Source organism: Acinetobacter brisouii (assembly GCF_008993995.1).
Lineage (GTDB): Bacteria > Pseudomonadota > Gammaproteobacteria > Pseudomonadales > Moraxellaceae > Acinetobacter > Acinetobacter brisouii_A.
The window spans coordinates 19,473-36,291 of the sequence record NZ_BKNN01000026.1 but is presented as its reverse complement, the minus strand read 5'-3'; the positions used below and the strand labels follow the sequence as shown (position 1 = coordinate 36,291).

The 16,819-nt window shown below is 44.0% G+C and carries 16 protein-coding genes; 8 read left to right on the top strand and 8 right to left on the bottom strand.

Going from position 1 to position 16,819, the window contains the following annotated elements:
* Nucleotides 1-69 precede the first annotated feature (69 nt).
* The 3 genes from GBN19_RS08185 to GBN19_RS08175 form a co-directional block, all read right to left on the bottom strand.
* A complete protein-coding gene (locus tag GBN19_RS08185; protein ID WP_151777794.1) occupies nt 70-549 on the bottom strand; it encodes a hypothetical protein in 480 nt (159 codons plus the stop codon).
* 270 nt (nt 550-819) lie between these two features.
* Nucleotides 820-1,326 carry a hypothetical protein gene (locus GBN19_RS08180; RefSeq protein ID WP_151777793.1) on the bottom strand — a complete coding sequence of 169 codons (507 nt, stop codon included), beginning with the start codon at nt 1,324-1,326 and terminating at the stop codon, nt 820-822.
* 50 nt (nt 1,327-1,376) lie between these two features.
* On the bottom strand, nt 1,377-2,291 hold the full coding sequence (locus tag GBN19_RS08175; protein ID WP_151777792.1) for a LysR family transcriptional regulator: 915 nt from the start codon (nt 2,289-2,291) through the stop codon (nt 1,377-1,379).
* Between the two features lie 101 nt (nt 2,292-2,392).
* Here GBN19_RS08175 and GBN19_RS08170 point away from each other — a divergent pair, with 101 nt between their 5' ends.
* The 3 genes from GBN19_RS08170 to GBN19_RS15745 all read left to right on the top strand — a co-directional run bounded on the left by GBN19_RS08170 (nt 2,393) and on the right by GBN19_RS15745 (nt 3,702).
* Nucleotides 2,393-2,947: a chromate transporter gene (locus tag GBN19_RS08170; protein ID WP_151777791.1), complete on the top strand. Its 555-nt coding sequence runs from the start codon at nt 2,393-2,395 to the stop codon at nt 2,945-2,947.
* Nucleotides 2,944-3,465 (top strand): chromate transporter, encoded by a 522-nt coding sequence (locus GBN19_RS08165; RefSeq protein ID WP_151777790.1) that lies wholly within the window; start codon nt 2,944-2,946, stop codon nt 3,463-3,465. The genes GBN19_RS08170 and GBN19_RS08165 overlap by 4 nt, the downstream gene beginning before the upstream one ends.
* Before the next feature lie 93 nt (nt 3,466-3,558).
* Nucleotides 3,559-3,702 (top strand): hypothetical protein, encoded by a 144-nt coding sequence (locus tag GBN19_RS15745; RefSeq protein WP_171494457.1) that lies wholly within the window; start codon nt 3,559-3,561, stop codon nt 3,700-3,702.
* A gap of 140 nt (nt 3,703-3,842) precedes the next feature.
* Here GBN19_RS15745 and sbmA read toward each other — a convergent pair whose 3' ends face one another.
* Nucleotides 3,843-5,039, bottom strand: a complete 1,197-nt coding sequence (gene sbmA / locus GBN19_RS08160) for a peptide antibiotic transporter SbmA (RefSeq protein ID WP_151777789.1) — start codon at nt 5,037-5,039, stop codon at nt 3,843-3,845.
* A 607-nt stretch (nt 5,040-5,646) separates the two neighbouring features.
* Here sbmA and lpxO point away from each other — a divergent pair.
* Entirely contained in the window at nt 5,647-6,552 is a 906-nt protein-coding gene (gene lpxO, locus GBN19_RS08155; RefSeq protein WP_151777788.1) for a lipid A hydroxylase LpxO, read from the top strand.
* A 70-nt stretch (nt 6,553-6,622) separates the two neighbouring features.
* Here the strand turns inward: lpxO and GBN19_RS08150 are convergent, their stop codons facing one another.
* Together GBN19_RS08150 and betT are read right to left on the bottom strand one after the other, a co-directional pair.
* Complete coding sequence (locus tag GBN19_RS08150) at nt 6,623-7,237, bottom strand: MarC family protein (RefSeq protein ID WP_151708931.1); 615 nt, start codon at nt 7,235-7,237, stop codon at nt 6,623-6,625.
* 9 nt (nt 7,238-7,246) lie between these two features.
* A complete protein-coding gene (betT, locus tag GBN19_RS08145) occupies nt 7,247-9,325 on the bottom strand; it encodes a choline BCCT transporter BetT (protein ID WP_151777787.1) in 2,079 nt (692 codons plus the stop codon).
* Nucleotides 9,326-9,693: 368 nt separating this feature from the next.
* On the opposite strand from betT, the gene betI reads away from it, so the two are divergent.
* From betI to betA, 3 genes are all read left to right on the top strand, one after another.
* Complete coding sequence (gene betI, locus GBN19_RS08140; RefSeq protein ID WP_111894871.1) at nt 9,694-10,317, top strand: transcriptional regulator BetI; 624 nt, start codon at nt 9,694-9,696, stop codon at nt 10,315-10,317.
* On the top strand, nt 10,310-11,779 hold the full coding sequence (gene betB, locus GBN19_RS08135) for a betaine-aldehyde dehydrogenase (protein WP_151777786.1): 1,470 nt from the start codon (nt 10,310-10,312) through the stop codon (nt 11,777-11,779). Before betI ends, betB begins: the two co-directional genes overlap by 8 nt.
* Nucleotides 11,780-11,863: 84 nt before the next feature.
* Complete coding sequence (betA, locus tag GBN19_RS08130) at nt 11,864-13,570, top strand: choline dehydrogenase (protein ID WP_151777785.1); 1,707 nt, start codon at nt 11,864-11,866, stop codon at nt 13,568-13,570.
* A 47-nt stretch (nt 13,571-13,617) separates the two neighbouring features.
* Here betA and GBN19_RS08125 read toward each other — a convergent pair whose 3' ends face one another.
* Nucleotides 13,618-14,196, bottom strand: a complete 579-nt coding sequence (locus tag GBN19_RS08125) for a DJ-1/PfpI family protein (protein ID WP_151777784.1) — start codon at nt 14,194-14,196, stop codon at nt 13,618-13,620.
* A 188-nt stretch (nt 14,197-14,384) separates the two neighbouring features.
* Here GBN19_RS08125 and GBN19_RS08120 point away from each other — a divergent pair, with 188 nt between their 5' ends.
* A complete protein-coding gene (locus GBN19_RS08120) occupies nt 14,385-15,563 on the top strand; it encodes a YbfB/YjiJ family MFS transporter (protein ID WP_151777783.1) in 1,179 nt (392 codons plus the stop codon).
* A 26-nt stretch (nt 15,564-15,589) separates the two neighbouring features.
* Here GBN19_RS08120 and GBN19_RS08115 read toward each other — a convergent pair whose 3' ends face one another.
* Nucleotides 15,590-16,789, bottom strand: coding sequence for an amino acid aminotransferase (locus GBN19_RS08115; protein WP_151777782.1), 1,200 nt, complete (start codon nt 16,787-16,789; stop codon nt 15,590-15,592).
* Nucleotides 16,790-16,819 lie beyond the last annotated feature (30 nt).

Below are 16,819 nucleotides of genomic sequence, written 5' to 3'. Positions count from 1 at the left end.
CGCGACTCATGAGTGCTCGGTTATATGCGGGCCAATTGGTTGTACGGTAGATTTTGTGTGTAGGCTTCTTCATTTGAAAATTATATCGCTGAAAAAGCCTTTACAGATAGGTTTGTGCAACAAAGCCATCAGACTATAAACTTTTTCTTTAGCAGGCACATGTAATAAATCGGCAGAGGTTATTACAGGGTGTGCTGAAACATGTCTCATTTGTTGCAAATATTCTAAATCAGCAACTTCATAAGTTTCAAAAAAATTCAATTGTTTATGAAACTTTTCAATAATCTCAGATTCCCATTTTGAAGATTTAGGATCTCTAATCTGCTCTTGACGAATATCATTAAGTATTTGTAAGGCTTTGGGATCATTATAGATACTATCCAAATCATTTAATTTATTTACAAGATCCGTTACTACTACTGACCACAACATTACTGTGGCTGATCGATAGTTTCCCATTGTGTAAGAAGAGTGAACTTCTTTAAACAATTCTTTTGTACATGAATTTTTAATATTTTCGATTGATTCATCTATAGAAAAATAAGTCATTTCTGCCCCCTGAATTTATGATGTAATCTAGCACAAACAACTACTTATTAAAGAAGATGACCATTAAAAACTTATCCTCCATAGCTAAGCTCGAAGACTTAGGACGTACCCAATTTTCAAAGTCCTTTTTTATGCATGATTTCTGAATCCCTCTCCTTGCGAAGCTTCGCTTCTCACCTTTTAAAAAAGGGACTTTGTCATGTGATTAATTTGATACGCGTGATCCCCTCTCCTTTTTTTAAAGGAGAGGGCTAGGGAGAGGATTTAAACCTACTTCCCTCGAATCGTTCCCAACTGATTCCACACCTCAGGCGTCAAAAACGTCACCACCAACTTATTTACATCCACATAACGCAACAAACCATTCAACTGATGCTTCACCTCAGGGTTTTTAATAATTTCCTCACCCGTAATCTGTCCCAACTGCTGGAAGCTCTCTCCGACCGCTTGCACGCCTTCCGCCTGAATCACCGCTTTGGTCTGAGCCGAACATTGATCCACCAAAATGCGCTGCAACACCTGCGCCACGTTTTTATCCAGTGCGGTTTTTTGCTCGTCTGTCACATGACTAAACTGTTTTAAATCAGGATGATTCGACAACGCCACAAACGTCCACTGCAACACTGCGGTTTTATCGGTTGCAGTGGTCGATTTCATCAAGCAATCACTAAGCCGATCAACGGTTGGGCTTGCCATCGTGACTTGGGTAGTGCCAAAGACAGCGGCTGCCATCAAAAGTGCTCGACTCAAAGATACATGTTTACGTTGTGTGGACATTCTAAAACTCCATTCAGTCATTGGCTTCTTTTTAGCATACGACATGATGCTTAGGTGTTATGACTCTGTATCGATCTGGCAGGTGCCGCCAGCAATTTCAGTACATGTTGTACCCGAACATTTGCATCTGCCCGATACAGCGCATAAATCGGGGCAATACACGGCGACTCGGCTTTAAGCGTCTTATATACAATCTGTTTATTCCAGAAATCCTGAATTGAAGCAGGCACAATAGACACACCAATGCCTGCAGCAATCAGATTTAGGCTTGAGGTTAAACGCGGCGCTTCCTGAACAATATTTGGGCTAAACCCTGCCTGATAACAATGCGCTAAAATATTATCAAATAAATCCTGTCCTGCCAGTCGCCGATATAAGACAAACTCATAGGGCTCTAAATCAAGCAAGCGAATTGCGCCACTTTTTTCTGCCAAAGGGTGATTACTCGGCAGCGCCACAATTAATGGCTCATCCAGCACATGCACACTCTGCAACTCGGCACGAAGCGGCGCAGGCTTACGCAAAAAAATGAGATCCAGTTTTTCATTGAGGACAGCATCAATCAAATCCCGACTACTTTCTTCTTCTAGCTGAATCGTGACTGCAGGAAACTGTTCACGAAACTGGCGAAGTAACGTGGGCAAAAAAGGATGCAAACCCACTGAGTGGGTAAATCCAATATGAAGCTGTCCTTCCAGACCCTGTGCGATATTTTGCACCCGTTTGGGAATCGCCTGTGCATGCGCCAGGATACTCACAGCCTCTTGATACAATACCCGCCCTGCCTCAGTGACTTCTACCCCACGCGGCAAGCGTTTAAATAATACTGTTCCGAGTTCTTGTTCCAGACTTTTAATCAGTCGTGTTAAAGGCGGTTGCTGCATATACAAACGATTTGCAGCTTTAGAAATATTACTTTCTTCAACCACGGCAACAAAGGCATTAAGTTTATGAATCTCAATCATTGCTATACTTTTTAGGCATGGTTTAAGGTAAAAATAGCATTTGTCAATATAGCATAAGCGCTGCATGCTATATACATCTTGGGACAGGTTAAGGTGATCTGGTGAGCGAACAAGTACTCAACATACCAACATGCAAAGCATTGTTTTTAGGTTTCTTAAAATTGGGACTGATGGGTTTTGGCGGTGTTTTGCCACTTGCACATCGTATGATTGTGGAAGAAAACCGCTGGTTAAGTACAGCTCAATTTACTGACCTGCTTGGGGTCTGCCAGATTTTACCAGGTGGCAATATTATCAATATGTCCGTGGCGATTGGCATGGAGTTTCATGGCGTCAAGAGTGCGCTCTGTGCCATTTTAGGCTTAATCTGCGCGCCGACCATTATCGTCTTGCTGATTTATCAGATTTATAGCCAGTTTCAAAATTTGCCTGCCGTACAGCATGCGATTCAAGGTTTGGCCGCAGCGGCAGCAGGCCTGTTATTTTCCACAGGTTTAAAAATGCTTAAACCGATTGCCAAAAGTTATTTGACGATCAGCAGTATTGTGCTGACCTTTATGCTTATGGTCGTGGTGAAAATACCGTTGTTATTTACCCTGATGATTTTGCTGGGTCTAAATATGTGGGTTTTAAGTTTGGGAGCAAAACGCGCATGATTTGGGTGTTATGGTCACTGGCATTGGTATTTGCAGAATTATCCTTACTGGCCTTTGGTGGTGGCAATGCGATTTTGCCTGAAATGCAGTATCAGGTGGTTTATGTCCACCATTGGCTGACTGCTGAAGAATTTAGTGCCCTGTTCGCAATGGCACAAGCAGCGCCTGGCCCCAATATGATGATTGCTCCTCTGATTGGTTGGCATGTTGCAGGGACAGCAGGTTTACTGGTGACCTCAATTGCCAAGTTTACGCCATCTTCGGTGATTACGGTTTATGCACTCAGGTTCTGGCGACAAGTCAAAGATCATCCTTTACGCTCACGCTTTGAAAAAGCCCTAAAACCTGTAACCGTTGGACTGGTCTTGGTCAGTGCATGGCTGATTGGTTCGGCATCAGCACAAAATCTTTTATTGGCTATGATTATTTTGGCGACAGCAGTACTGGGTTTATTTAAAACAGTGCATCCGCTTTGGATTATGTTGCTGGGTGCAGTGTTGGGCGTGTGTTTTTTATAAGTTTATGTCACACTGATGAACATGAGTTATCATCTTTAAAAAAACGATAATGATAATACTGTTTATTCTTCACGCATCATTTAGGTGATATTTATGCAAGAGTCAGAACGTGATAAAGATAGACCATCCTCTTTGATAGAGCTTCTGGTCGATATATGTTTTGAGTTTCTTCCCAATTTGGTGATGGGTATTTTTCGCCCGATCGCACATTTTTTAGGTGAAGTATTTAACATTTAACGCATGCAAAATGCATCTGATTGATGATCATAGTCTTTTATAAAATACTAAAAATATACTGACCATAAATCACCGATTCCACAAAAAAAGCCAGTCAATATTTTGCTTGACTGGCTTCTTTGATTTAGATGTTTAGAAACCTATTTATGCAAAATCGACTCAAAGGCTTTTAAACGCTTATAAATCGAAAGCAGTTCAATAATGGTTTTCCATGAATTGATCAAGTACTGGAAAGACTCGCGCACTTTATCAAACACGTTCCCAATCTGATTCAGCAAACCCAGCGTCATTTTCCCCGCAGCAATTGATGGGAAAAGCACGACCAAACTATATAAAACATCGAGCTGCATGTACCACGTACTCACCAAATTGAAATAGGTATAGTGGAAATACAGACGGAAATAGTTTTTACGAACATTGCCAAACAATTCTTTTAAAGTTGCAGGTTGCGCCCGATCTGCATGATCTTCGCCATACACCAGTTCTTTACGGTAAGCCGCTTCGACTTTTTGGTTATTAAACTCCAACCCAGGAAGTTTAATTCCAACAAACATCAGTAGTAATGTCCCAAAAATAGCCCAAGCTACAGCGGCATAGACCAAAGAATGTTTCACTTCACCAATCAAAGGCAATGCAGGCACATGTGCAGATAATTGAAATAAAATCGGTAAAAAGGCAATTAAAATCATAATCGCTTTGACAAAACTGACGCCTAAGTCCTCCATCGTGGTGGCAAAGCGCATGGTGTCTTCCTGCACACGCTGCGATGCCCCTTCTACATGACGTAATTGCGCCCAATGCTCACTATAATATTCGTTCATCGCAGTTCGCCAACGGAAAATATAATGGCTGACTAAAAATGAGTTCAGCACTGCCAGTGTCACAGCAACCATCGCAATCAAGAGAAAAGTCAGGGTTCCCTGATACAAATCACCAATATTGCCACCACCATCGGCTAGCATTTTCTGAATCAGATCCCAAAATGGCCCATACCACGCATTGACTGCTACACTGACTTGCACACCAAACCAGATATTAAACAGGATCAGTGCTGACCCCCAAACTGACCAGCGTTGCCATTTATGGTTTGAAAAAAAGCGCCATACCCCTGCAAAAATAGCCGTTGCAATTAAAAACCAAACATAAAACCATAAAAATGTAGGCGACCAAAAACGACTAACGCCAATCGGCAACTCAGCGTTGGCATAGCCCTGAGGTAAACCAATGAGCGTCCCCCATGTCTGTCCACCTGCATACCACAAGATTAAATTGAAAGACAGCCATGCAACAACTGAGAGAAAAAATGCACGAGGTGCGGGAAAAAACGATTTAAACATGCTTGGGGAATATTCCGTCTAATTTTGAAATTCTGCCTGAGCCAGTATACAGCTTCAACTTAAGTGAGTCTGATGTGAAAATAGTGTAAGTAACGCTTCGGCATGATGTTTTTATTTTTTGTAACCTACAACAAAAAATAGCGCTTTCGCGCTCTTTTTCACAGTTTGAGCATGTAGATTTCAAGATAATGACTAAAAAGAACGCTTTGCTGGTCATTTAAGTGGAAAGAACTCACAAAAATGTAAGGCTAAAACAGATGATTTAGCCAAGGCTAGCAGCCGATAATCCATTTAATCCAATACAGATAAACTGAAGTAACATCACTATCAAAAACCAAAACCAGCCTTTCTTTTTACGTTTGACCTGTTGCATTGTCAATATACCCCATGCGCATGACTGCATTGAATCATTGCAAATGCCGTGCCATTTTTAGAACAGTGTGATGTGATCTCACCACCTGTTTTTTCATGAAAAATGGATTATATTTTTACAAATTATACCTGATGATTTTGAAAAAATCGGTTTAAAATCCGCCAATAAACTGATTTTGACAGAAATGGATGCACGCACAATCCGTATGGATTGTGATGATGGTGGTGATTCACAATGTACGCAATTATTCTTGTAACGATCTTTCTGATTAGTCTGCTCTATACCTATTTTCGAGGAAAAGAGCGCCTTAAACTGTCACGCCAACTGTTCGATCATTCGACTTTTTTAGGCCCGATTAATATGTTTATGACAGGCTTTTCACGTCTGCCCGCTCAGCCTTTTTATACTGTTGAAGACTTCCCTGAACTAAAACCACTACAAGACAACTGGCAAATCATTCGCGATGAAGCTGTTGCACTACAAAACCAGATTAAAGCAGCGCAAAGCAACAATGATGCAGGGTTTAACACCTTCTTCAAACGTGGCTGGAAACGCTTTTATTTAAAATGGTATCAAGACAGTCATCCCTCAGCACAACAACTATGCCCTAAAACGGTCGCGATTTTAGAGAAAATTCCCTCCGTTAAAGCCGCTATGTTTGCCGAGCTACCATCGGGCAGCTACTTGGGTAAGCACCGTGATCCGTATGCGGGTTCAGTGCGTTATCACTTGGGTTTAAGCACACCGAATAGTGATGATTGTTTTATTGAAGTCGATCAGCAGCGTTATAGCTGGCGCGATGGTCAAGCGACGATTTTTGATGAAACCTATGTACACTGGGCACAAAATAAAGCAGATCAAACGCGTATTATTTTGTTTTGTGACATTGAACGCCCTATGAAGTGGCAGTGGGCACAAAACTTTAATCACTGGTTTGGTCGTCATGTCATGTCTGCATCGGCTTCACCAAACGATGCACAAGACCAAACTGGTTTTATTAACCGTATTTTTAAGTATTTTTATGCGATTCATACCAAAGGTCGCGAGCTGAAAGCCAAAAATCGAAAAATGTATTATTTAAGCAAATGGGCTTTATTCTTGGCATTGATTAGCGCCATTTTATTACCTAGCGTATTGTAAATATCAAATCACAAAAAGCCGCATCACAAGATACGGCTTTAAAAAGTAACGCTATGAAAATTAGACTAGACTAGGCTTGCTGAATTAAATGCGTTATCCCTGTTACAATCATATCTACTGCAATTGTTCCGATCAGCAAAGCTGATAAACGCCCGACAATATCAAAATAGTAATCGACATATTTGGCATGCTTATAACGTAGGTTGTCATGCATAAATTTCATTAAAATCAAAATTATACAAGTCAAAGCTAACGTCACCAACATCACCAGTGCCGCACCTGTTAACCCGATATCCATACCTGTGACGACTGCCGCACTAATCGTTCCCGGCCCAACCATAAAGGGCATAGCCACCGTTCCCGCCAAGTGCTCAGGCGCACCTCGGATTGCACCAATCGTATCGGCTCCCTGAAACACATAACGGTAGCCAATCACCAAGAAAATAATGCCTCCAAAAATCTGGAACGATTCAAAGCGGACATTTAAATATTGATTAAAAATCCGCTCGCCACCCCATGCAAAAAACATAAACACCAAATAGGCGATTCCGCTCCCCTGTATCAATGCCCGATTAAAAATTCGTGCTTCGATATTTCGGATCATCCCAATCATATAAATACTCATCAGAAAGGGATTCAGCAAAGAAAAGAACAGTGCAAATGAATGTATGTATGGGCTTAGCATAGTCAGAATCTACTCATCATGATGTTCGTGTGGATCTGGGAAAGTCAGGGTTTTACCTGCTGTTTCTCGGTTAATGTGCAAGAAAGTTAAATGACGTTCGTACTTGTCCAGTACATCATTAATCACCTGTTCTTTGTTGTAGCCCATCAGGTCATTGTCCTGACTACCTTCAAACAAAAACGTTTCTAGTCGGTAATAATAATTTTTAACGAACTTACTGCTACGCATACTAAACTCAGGTGCATGGTAACGCTGTGGCCAAATTTGATAGATAAAACTCTGCTCATTGACCAGATCAATCATGAGATCAATATGATAAAGCGGTTCATCATCTTCTATTAATTTCTCAGTCAGAGTGACCTGCGCCCCTTTACGGCGTAGTTCTTCAACCACAGCTTCCAGTGCAGGTTTACATACTTGATCCAGCATATTTAATGTGGTTTTACGCCCGGGGTGATGCATCACCCGTGATAACCGCTGTCGCCAATTCAAAATGTCGACATTCCCAACCACAGGCGCGGCATTCATGGTTGAACTTTGATGACGAAAATCCTCCAGTCGTAAGGATTTAAATAGCCCTGCCATCACAAAGAAAATCACGAAGCTAAACGGCAAGCCCATAATGACTGTGGCTTTTTGTAGAGAACTCACCCCATCGGTCATCAGCATGGCAATGGTCAATAAAGCAATTGCGATAGACCAAAACACCCGAATCCAGTTCGGTGCATCACTATTCACATCGGTAAATTTATAGGTGAAATTGCCAAGTACAATCGAACCTGAATCCGCCGAAGTCACATAAAACAGTAAACCTGTAATCAGCGCCAACATGGCTGTGACATTGAACCACGGATAAAACGACAGTAATTTATAAAAACCCAGTTCAGGTTTTGCCACAATTTCCTGAGCAAAAGCCAGATTGCCATGAATCACCTGATACAAGGCACTATTGCCCATAATCGACAACCACACCAAAGTAAATACAAATGGAATAATTAAGGTTCCTGTCACAAACTGGCGAATGGTACGCCCCTTGGAAATACGTGCCAAAAACAGCCCAACAAATGGCGACCAAGCCACCCACCATGCCCAGAAAAACAGTGTCCAGTCTTTCATCCATTGTTCTGCATGCGGATCTTGCTGATAGGCAAAGGTGTCGAGTGTCATTGAAGGGAAACGGCTGACATAATCGCCCAAATTCAGGATCAAGGCATTCAGCAAAAATTTGCTGTCCCCCATAAATAAGATGAAGAGAACCAAACCAATCGCAAAGTAAACATTCAATTCAGAAAGGAATTTCACCCCTTTCTCGACCCCAGTGGTCGCTGAAATAATGGTGATAATTACCGCAAAAATCACCAAACCCAACTGCACGCTTAAGCCTTCAGGTACACCAAAGGTGACATGCAAACCATAATTGAGCTGCACCACGCCGATTCCACACGTGGTTGCAATCCCGAAAATAGTCCCTAAAACGGCTGCGATATCGACCCAGTGTCCCATCCAGCCTTTAATCTTCTGACCAAAGATTGGATAGAGTGCAGAGCGAATGGTAAGCGGCAGGTTATAACGATACGAAAAGTAACCGAGTGCAATCCCGATCAGTGCATACATACACCAGCCTGTTAAGCCGTAATGAAAGACCGTCCAGACAATCGCCGTCCGCGCAGCTTCCAAGGTTTGCCCTTGTCCAACAGGCGGCTGCATATATTGAATAATCGGTTCAGCCACCGAGAAGAACATCAGGTCAATCCCGATGCCTGCGGCGAACAGCATCGCAGACCAGCTCATTAAACTGAATTCAGGCTTGGCATGCTTTGGCCCCAATTTCACATCGCCATAACGTGAACAGGCCAGAAATAGCACAAAGACCATATAGGCCGTTGCGGCAGCAAAGTAGTACCAGCCAAATGTGGCACTCACCCAGTCAAGGACCAAATCTAAAAGCCGAGCAGCTTCGGTATTAAAAAATAATGTAAATAAGGAAAATAACAGAACCAATCCTGCTGAAATAAAAAAGACAGTTCGGTTTAGACGACTACTTGCAGGTGCAGTCCGTGTCATGGTGGAGGGGTTGTTTTGAGTCATACCTTCCTCTTTTTTGGCTAACGGAAACGACTTAAGTCGCCCAGAATATGCACATGAGCTTGTGTTTTTTATGATAAAGAGGACTCAAAAATCGGATCATCTTTTCAGGAAAAACATTTAGAGCAGTAAATTTCAGCCTGTACATGTGATTTAATAAAATTAAAAATCAATAACAAATACATGAAATTAAATACAATTTTTGCAGAAATTTCAGTATTGACTACGGATCTTGCACAATTTCTTAACAGTGACTATACGTTCCATTGATTGATTGTTCAATCAATGGAACGTATTATCGTTGTAAACATTGTTTCAGGCGGTGTTTGAATGAATAATGGCGCTAATTTTTTTCTGCGTGGTGTCTTTGTATGAATCGTCCTCGTGTCCAACCCGAGCATATTCGTCGTGAACAGATCATGACTGCGGCTTTTGCCGTGATTGCTCAAGAAGGCTTAACCAATACCACCATGGCTAAAATTGCCAAGCAAGCCGACTTATCTACGGGCATCGTCAGCCACTATTTTGGTGACAAACAAGGCTTGATTGATGCCTGCATGCGCGAACTGCTCAATGTCTTACTGCGTAAAACCGAAGACTACAAAGCCGAGGCACAAGCTGAACCACAAGCACAGATCCGCGCCATTATAGATTCAAATTTCGATGCCAGTCAGACCACCTCGCAAGCCATGCGGGTGTGGTTAGAATTCTGGTCAGCCAGTATGCACATGCCCGAATTGCACCGATTACAACGCGTCAATGATCAGCGTTTGTATTCCAATCTGCATCATCATTTCTTGCAATTACTCAGCAAAGAACAAGCCGATGTTGCAGCACGCGGTATGGCAGCACTGATTGATGGCTTATGGCTCCGTGGCTGTTTAAGCAGCCAGCAGGAGGAGTTTGACCGTGAACTGGCACGCAGCATTGCCTACGACTATTTAGAGATGCAAATCAATCTGCACAGCAGGTTGCAGGAGGAACAGAATGAGTAATGTCCCCGTTCAGGGTTTATATCTTCACGGACAGCAGGTCGATGCCAGCAGTGGGCAAAGCATCGACAGCATTAACCCTGCCAATGGACAATTGCTGGCAAAAGTTCAAGTTGCCTCAGCACAAGATGTAGATCGCGCGGTACACAGTGCCCAGCAAGGGCAAAAAGTTTGGACGAGCATGACCGCCATGCAACGCTCTCGGATTTTACGTCGTGCGGTTGATATACTCCGCGAACGTAACGATGAATTGGCACTGCTTGAAAGCCAAGATACAGGCAAGGCTTATGCTGAAACCTCCACTGTCGATATTGTCACGGGCGCAGACGTTTTAGAATATTACGCAGGTTTAGCCACGGCGATTCAGGGCGAACAACAACCCTTACGTGACAGCAGTTTTTTCTATACCCGTAAAGAACCTTTGGGTGTCGTGGCAGGAATTGGCGCATGGAATTATCCGATTCAGATTGCGCTCTGGAAATCTGCCCCTGCGCTTGCTGCGGGCAATGCCATGATTTTTAAACCAAGTGAAGTCACGCCACTGAGCACACTTAAACTTGCAGAAATCTATAGCGAAGCAGGTTTACCTGACGGCGTATTTAACGTGATTCAAGGTGCTGCCGATGTCGGTCGCATGCTGGCTGAACATCCTGAGATTGCCAAAATTTCCTTTACAGGCAGTGTACCAACAGGCAAGAACGTCATGGCAAGTGCAGCCAGTTCTTCGCTCAAAGAAGTGACCATGGAACTCGGCGGTAAATCTGCGCTGATTATTTGTGAAGATGCTCACCTTGAACGTGCTGCCGATATTGCCATGATGGCAAATTTCTTTAGTACAGGTCAGGTGTGTACCAACGGCACCCGCGTGTTTATTCCGAAAAAATTACAAAATGCTTTTGAAAACTTGCTGCTTGAACGCGTTCAGCGGATTCGTATCGGTGATCCACTCAATCCACAAACCAATTTTGGCCCATTGGTCAGCTTCCAACATTTAGACAAAGTTTTGTCTTACTTGGGCAAAGGTTTAGCTGAGGGCGCAACTTTATTATGTGGTGGTAAACGTGCAACCAAAGGTGCATTGGCACAGGGTGCATTTGTCGAACCGACTATTTTTACCAATTGCCATGATGACATGGCGATTGTGCAAGATGAAATCTTTGGCCCTGTCATGAGCATTTTAAGCTATGACAGCGAAGAAGAAGTGATTCAACGTGCCAACCAAACTCAATATGGTCTGGCGGCGGGTGTGGTCAGTGAAAATCTGGCGACTGCGCATCGCGTGATTCATCAGCTTGAAGCAGGCATTTGCTGGATCAATACATGGGGCGAATCGCCTGCGGAAATGCCTGTCGGTGGCTATAAACAATCTGGCATCGGACGTGAAAACGGGCTTGCCACACTGTCTCATTACACACGCACCAAATCCATTCAGGTGGAAATGGGCGAATACGTGTCTATTTTCTAATTTTTCTCTTTCGGCATCGCTACTTTTTGCGCGGTGCCCGCTTTCTTTTCATTTTCCATTTTCGCTCAACAATAAGGATAGACCATGGCTCAACATGAATATGACTATATTATTATTGGCGCAGGTTCAGCAGGCAATGTGCTAGCCACTCGTTTAACTGAAGACCCGAACACTCAAGTGTTATTGCTTGAAGCAGGTGGCAAAGACCATCGTTTAGATTTCCGTACCCAGATGCCCGCGGCTCTCGCTTATCCCTTACAAGGTCGCACCTACAACTGGGCGTATTTGACCGACCCAGAACCTCACATGAACAACCGCCGTATGGAATGTGGGCGTGGTAAAGGACTGGGCGGTTCATCGCTGATCAATGGCATGTGTTATATCCGTGGTAATGCTATGGATTTAGATCATTGGTCAACCTTCAAAGGCTTGGAAGATTGGCGTTATGCCGACTGCCTGCCGTATTACCGTAAAGCTGAAACTCGTGATATTGGCGCAAATGACTATCATGGTGACTCAGGCCCTGTCAGTGTTGCCACTCCCAAACAAGGCAATAATGAGCTATTTCATGCCATGGTTGCAGCAGGCGTACAGGCAGGCTATCCACAAACCGATGACTTAAACGGTTATCAGCAAGAAGGTTTCGGCCCGATGGATCGAACCGTGACCCCACAAGGTCGTCGTGCCAGTACCGCACGTGGTTATTTAGACATTGCCAAACAGCGCCCCAATCTGACCATTGTCACGCATGCTGTCACCGATAAAATTTTATTCTCAGGCAAACGTGCCATTGGTGTGCAATACCTAGAAGGTTCAAGCACAACACCAACTGTCGTACATGCCCGTGCTGAAGTTTTGCTTTCAGCAGGCGCAATTGCTTCACCACAAATTTTGCAGCGTTCAGGCATCGGCTCACAAACTTTACTCAAGGAATTTGGCATTTCAGTGGTTCAAGATTTGCCTGGAGTGGGTGAAAATCTGCAAGATCACTTGGAAATGTATCTTCAATACGAATGCAAAAAACCAGTATCGCTCTACCCCGCATTAAAATGGTACAACCAACCGAAAATTGGCGCTGAATGGTTATTTTTAGGTTCAGGGATTGGGGCAAGCAACCAATTTGAAGCGGGTGGTTTTATTCGTAGCCGTGAAGAATTTGCATGGCCAAATATTCAGTATCACTTCTTGCCTGTTGCGATTAACTACAACGGTTCGAACACGGTCAATGAACATGGATTCCAAGCCCATGTCGGCTCAATGCGCTCACCTTCACGTGGTCGGATTCGCCTTAAATCGCTGAATCCTCATGATCATCCAAGCATTTTGTTTAACTACATGTCGACTGAGCAAGACTGGCAAGAGTTCCGCGATGCGATTCGCATTACCCGTGAAATCATGCACCAACCTGCGCTGGATGCCTACCGTGGTCGTGAAATTAGCCCAAGCAAACTGGCGCAAACCGATGCCGAACTGGATGAGTTTGTGCGCAATCATGCGGAAACTGCTTACCATCCATCGTGTAGCTGTAAAATGGGTGAAGATGACATGGCGGTGGTCGATGGACAAGGTCGGGTGCATGGTGTTGAAGGCTTGCGTGTGGTCGATGCATCAATCATGCCACTGATTATCACGGGCAATCTGAACGCCACCACCATCATGATCGGTGAGAAAATTGCCGATGCAATTCAAGGTAAAAAACTGCCTGCTTCAACCGCAGATTATTACCGTGCCGATGGCGCTCCTGTACGTAGCGCACCACGACGTGCATGGCATGACAATCTATTGCAATAAAATAAAGGCTGCCGCGGCAGCCTTTTTCTTGAAATGAAAGAGATCCATTAAATTTTAATTTCAGCACCGAGTAATTTCACAAACTGCGCCAACCATGCAGGATGTGCAGGCCATGCAGGTGCTGTCACCAAATGACCATCGGTCACTGCATCAGTCACCGCAATATCGGCATAAGTTCCACCCGCCAGTTTGACTTCTGCCGCGCAGGCAGGATAAGCCGAACAGGTTTTACCTTGTAGTACATTGGCAGCCGCCAGCAACTGCGCACCATGGCACACCGCAGCAATCGGTTTTTTGACCGCATCAAAAGCCTGTACAATTTCAACGACACGTGCGTTCATGCGTAAGTATTCAGGCGCACGTCCACCCGGAATTACCAAGCCAACATAATCCTCAGGATTGACTGCATCGAAGTCGTAGTTAATCGCAAAATTGTGCCCGCGCTTTTCGCTATAGGTCTGCTCACCTTCAAAATCATGAATCGCGGTGGCGATATGATCTCCTGATTTTTTATCTGGGCAAACGGCATGCACCACATAGCCGAGTCCTGTCAAAAACTGAAATGGCACCATGGTTTCATAATCTTCTGCGTAGTCGCCAACCAGCATGAGTAGCTGCTTGCTCATGTTATTCTCCGTGTCGTTTTTGGATGATTTTTTAGACAATAGCATATTGCGCTTATAAATAGATTTCGAGCTGTATGTCTTTGTGTAATGTTCACCCTGTTGTTTTTTTATACTGGTTCTTTTCAGCCATTATTTACCGTATGCTATAAAAAAACGGGAAAAATAACGTAAATGCTCAGGGAGAAGCAATGACATCCACCGATCAGGCACTGCGCTATCAGGCGTACGGGTATATTGCAGCAGGCATTAGCAGTTTGATGTTGGTTCATGCGATTGGACGCTTTGCATTTACGCCACTTCTGCCCTATTTCATTCAAGATCATCTCATCACGATTACCCAAGGGGCTGACCTCGCTACCAGTAATTATCTGGGATATTTGATTGGGGCATTGCTAGCGGTGTATTTAAACCGACCTGATCGACTGAAGCGTTATGTCCGCTTGGGGTTGATCATCAATGCAGCTTTGACCCTGCTGCAATGTTTCACGGCTGCCTATACGCCGTTGTTATTGCTTCGTCTTGCTAATGGCATCAGTAATGGTTTGGTGTTTGTGCTCGCGCCTGCATTAATTTTGGAATGGCTGAGTAAACATCAACTGACTCGTTTAAGTGGTCTGGTGTACTTCGGTGTGGGTTTAGGATTAATCATCAGCGGTATTTTGGTGGACTGGACAGCGCCATTTTTTACGGGACAATGGCGCTGGTTACCGATTGCCATCGCTTGTATTCCGCTGTTGATCTTTAGTCTGTATCAGATCTCAAAAATCCAGATTCACCCTCAAGTCAAAACGAGTCAAATTCAACAAAAACTGTTTGATACCAACAGTACGCCCCTGTTTATTTCCTATATTGGTGCGGGTTTGGGCTATATTTTACCGATGACCTTTTTGCCAGCATTGGCGCATCAGGTCGGTGGTGATCATGGCTTTTTGGTGAAAAATGTTTGGCTGATCACCTCACTGTCCTGCTCGCTGTTTATTCCGATTTGGAACAGTTTGGGCGCGCGTTGGGGAGATCGTCAGGCACTCCTCGGTTCATACTGGATACAAGGACTCGGTGCGTTACTGATCTTGGTGATGCCGAACATTTGGGGCGTGTTGGCTTGTGCGATTTTTGTCGGTGCAGGTTTTCTGGGTTCAGTCATGTGTACCCAACGTCTGGCGCGTTTTTTTCAGCCACATCAAGGGCCAAAGCTTTCTGCGGCTATGATTACCATTTATGCAGGGGCGCAATTGTTTGGGCCGTGGATGGCCAAATTCTGGATTGAACACGGCGGTTCATTACAACAAAGTTTTGCTGTGGGTGTACTGGCGTTTATTTGGGGGCTGTTTTGGACATGGCGTACCCCGAAAAAAATGACCGCTTAAAGCGGTCATTTTGGTTTTTACACCGATTAACGTGTCAAAACTTTTGCAATTGATTCAGCAACGTAATACACATTTTTCTGATTTAAACCTGCCACACAAATACGACCACTGCGAAGCAAATAAATTGCAAATTCTTCACGTAAAATATCCGCCTGCTCGCCTGTTAAACCTGTATAGCTGAACATGCCGCGTTGTTTCACCAAGTAGCTAAAATCACGATCTGGCACACGTTGGGTTAACTCATCACGCAAGATGGTACGCATTTTGGCAATACGGTCACACATCTCTTGTAATTCTTCTTGCCAGTCTAAACGTAAGGCATCGTCACGCAGAACAGTATCCACTAGAACCGCACCTGTAGTTGGTGGGCTTGAGTAGATTTTACGAACAGTGGCTTTGAACTGACCCAAAACATGCTCAGCAGATTCGCTTGATTCGCAAATCGCAGTCAAACCGCCAATACGCTCACCATACAACGAGAAGATTTTTGAGAATGAATTGCTCAGCAGGAATTTTGCACCTGCGCGGTCTAAGGCACGAATCGCATACGCATCTTTATCGAGATCTTCTGCAAAGCCTTGATATGCAATATCCAAGAATGGAATCAGGTTGCGTTCAAGTAGAACGGCAATCACTTGATCCCATTGCTCAGGCGTCAAGTCTGCACCTGTCGGGTTATGACAGCAAGGGTGCAACAAGACAACGTCTTGCTCTGGAATTTGCTTCAAGCACGCCAGCATGTCGTCGAATGCCACACCGTTAGTGTTGGCATCGAAGTATGGATATTCTGCAACTTCAAAACCTGAACCTTGGAAAATCGCAATATGGTTTTCCCATGTTGGACGGCTGACCCAAACTTTAGATGCAGGGAAATATTTATGCAGGAAGTCTGCACCGACTTTCAATGCACCTGAACCACCTAAAGTCTGAATGGTCACGGCACGTTGTTCAGCACGTGCTTGGCTGTCTGCACCCAAAAGCAATGCTTGGGTAATATCGCAGTAAGATTTCAAACCCGACATTGGCAAATAAAGTTTGGCTTTATCGACATCGTGAGCGGTGCGCAGCGCTGCCTGTTTCACGGCATTTAACTGCGGCACAATCCCTTCTTCGGTGTAATACAAACCAATACTTAAATTGACTTTATTGCTGCGTTCATCTTTTTGGAATTTTTCCATTAAGGTTAAAATCGGGTCGCCTGCATAAGGCTCAACATGCTGAAACATAAACTCTCTATCCTGATGGTTGCCTCAGCA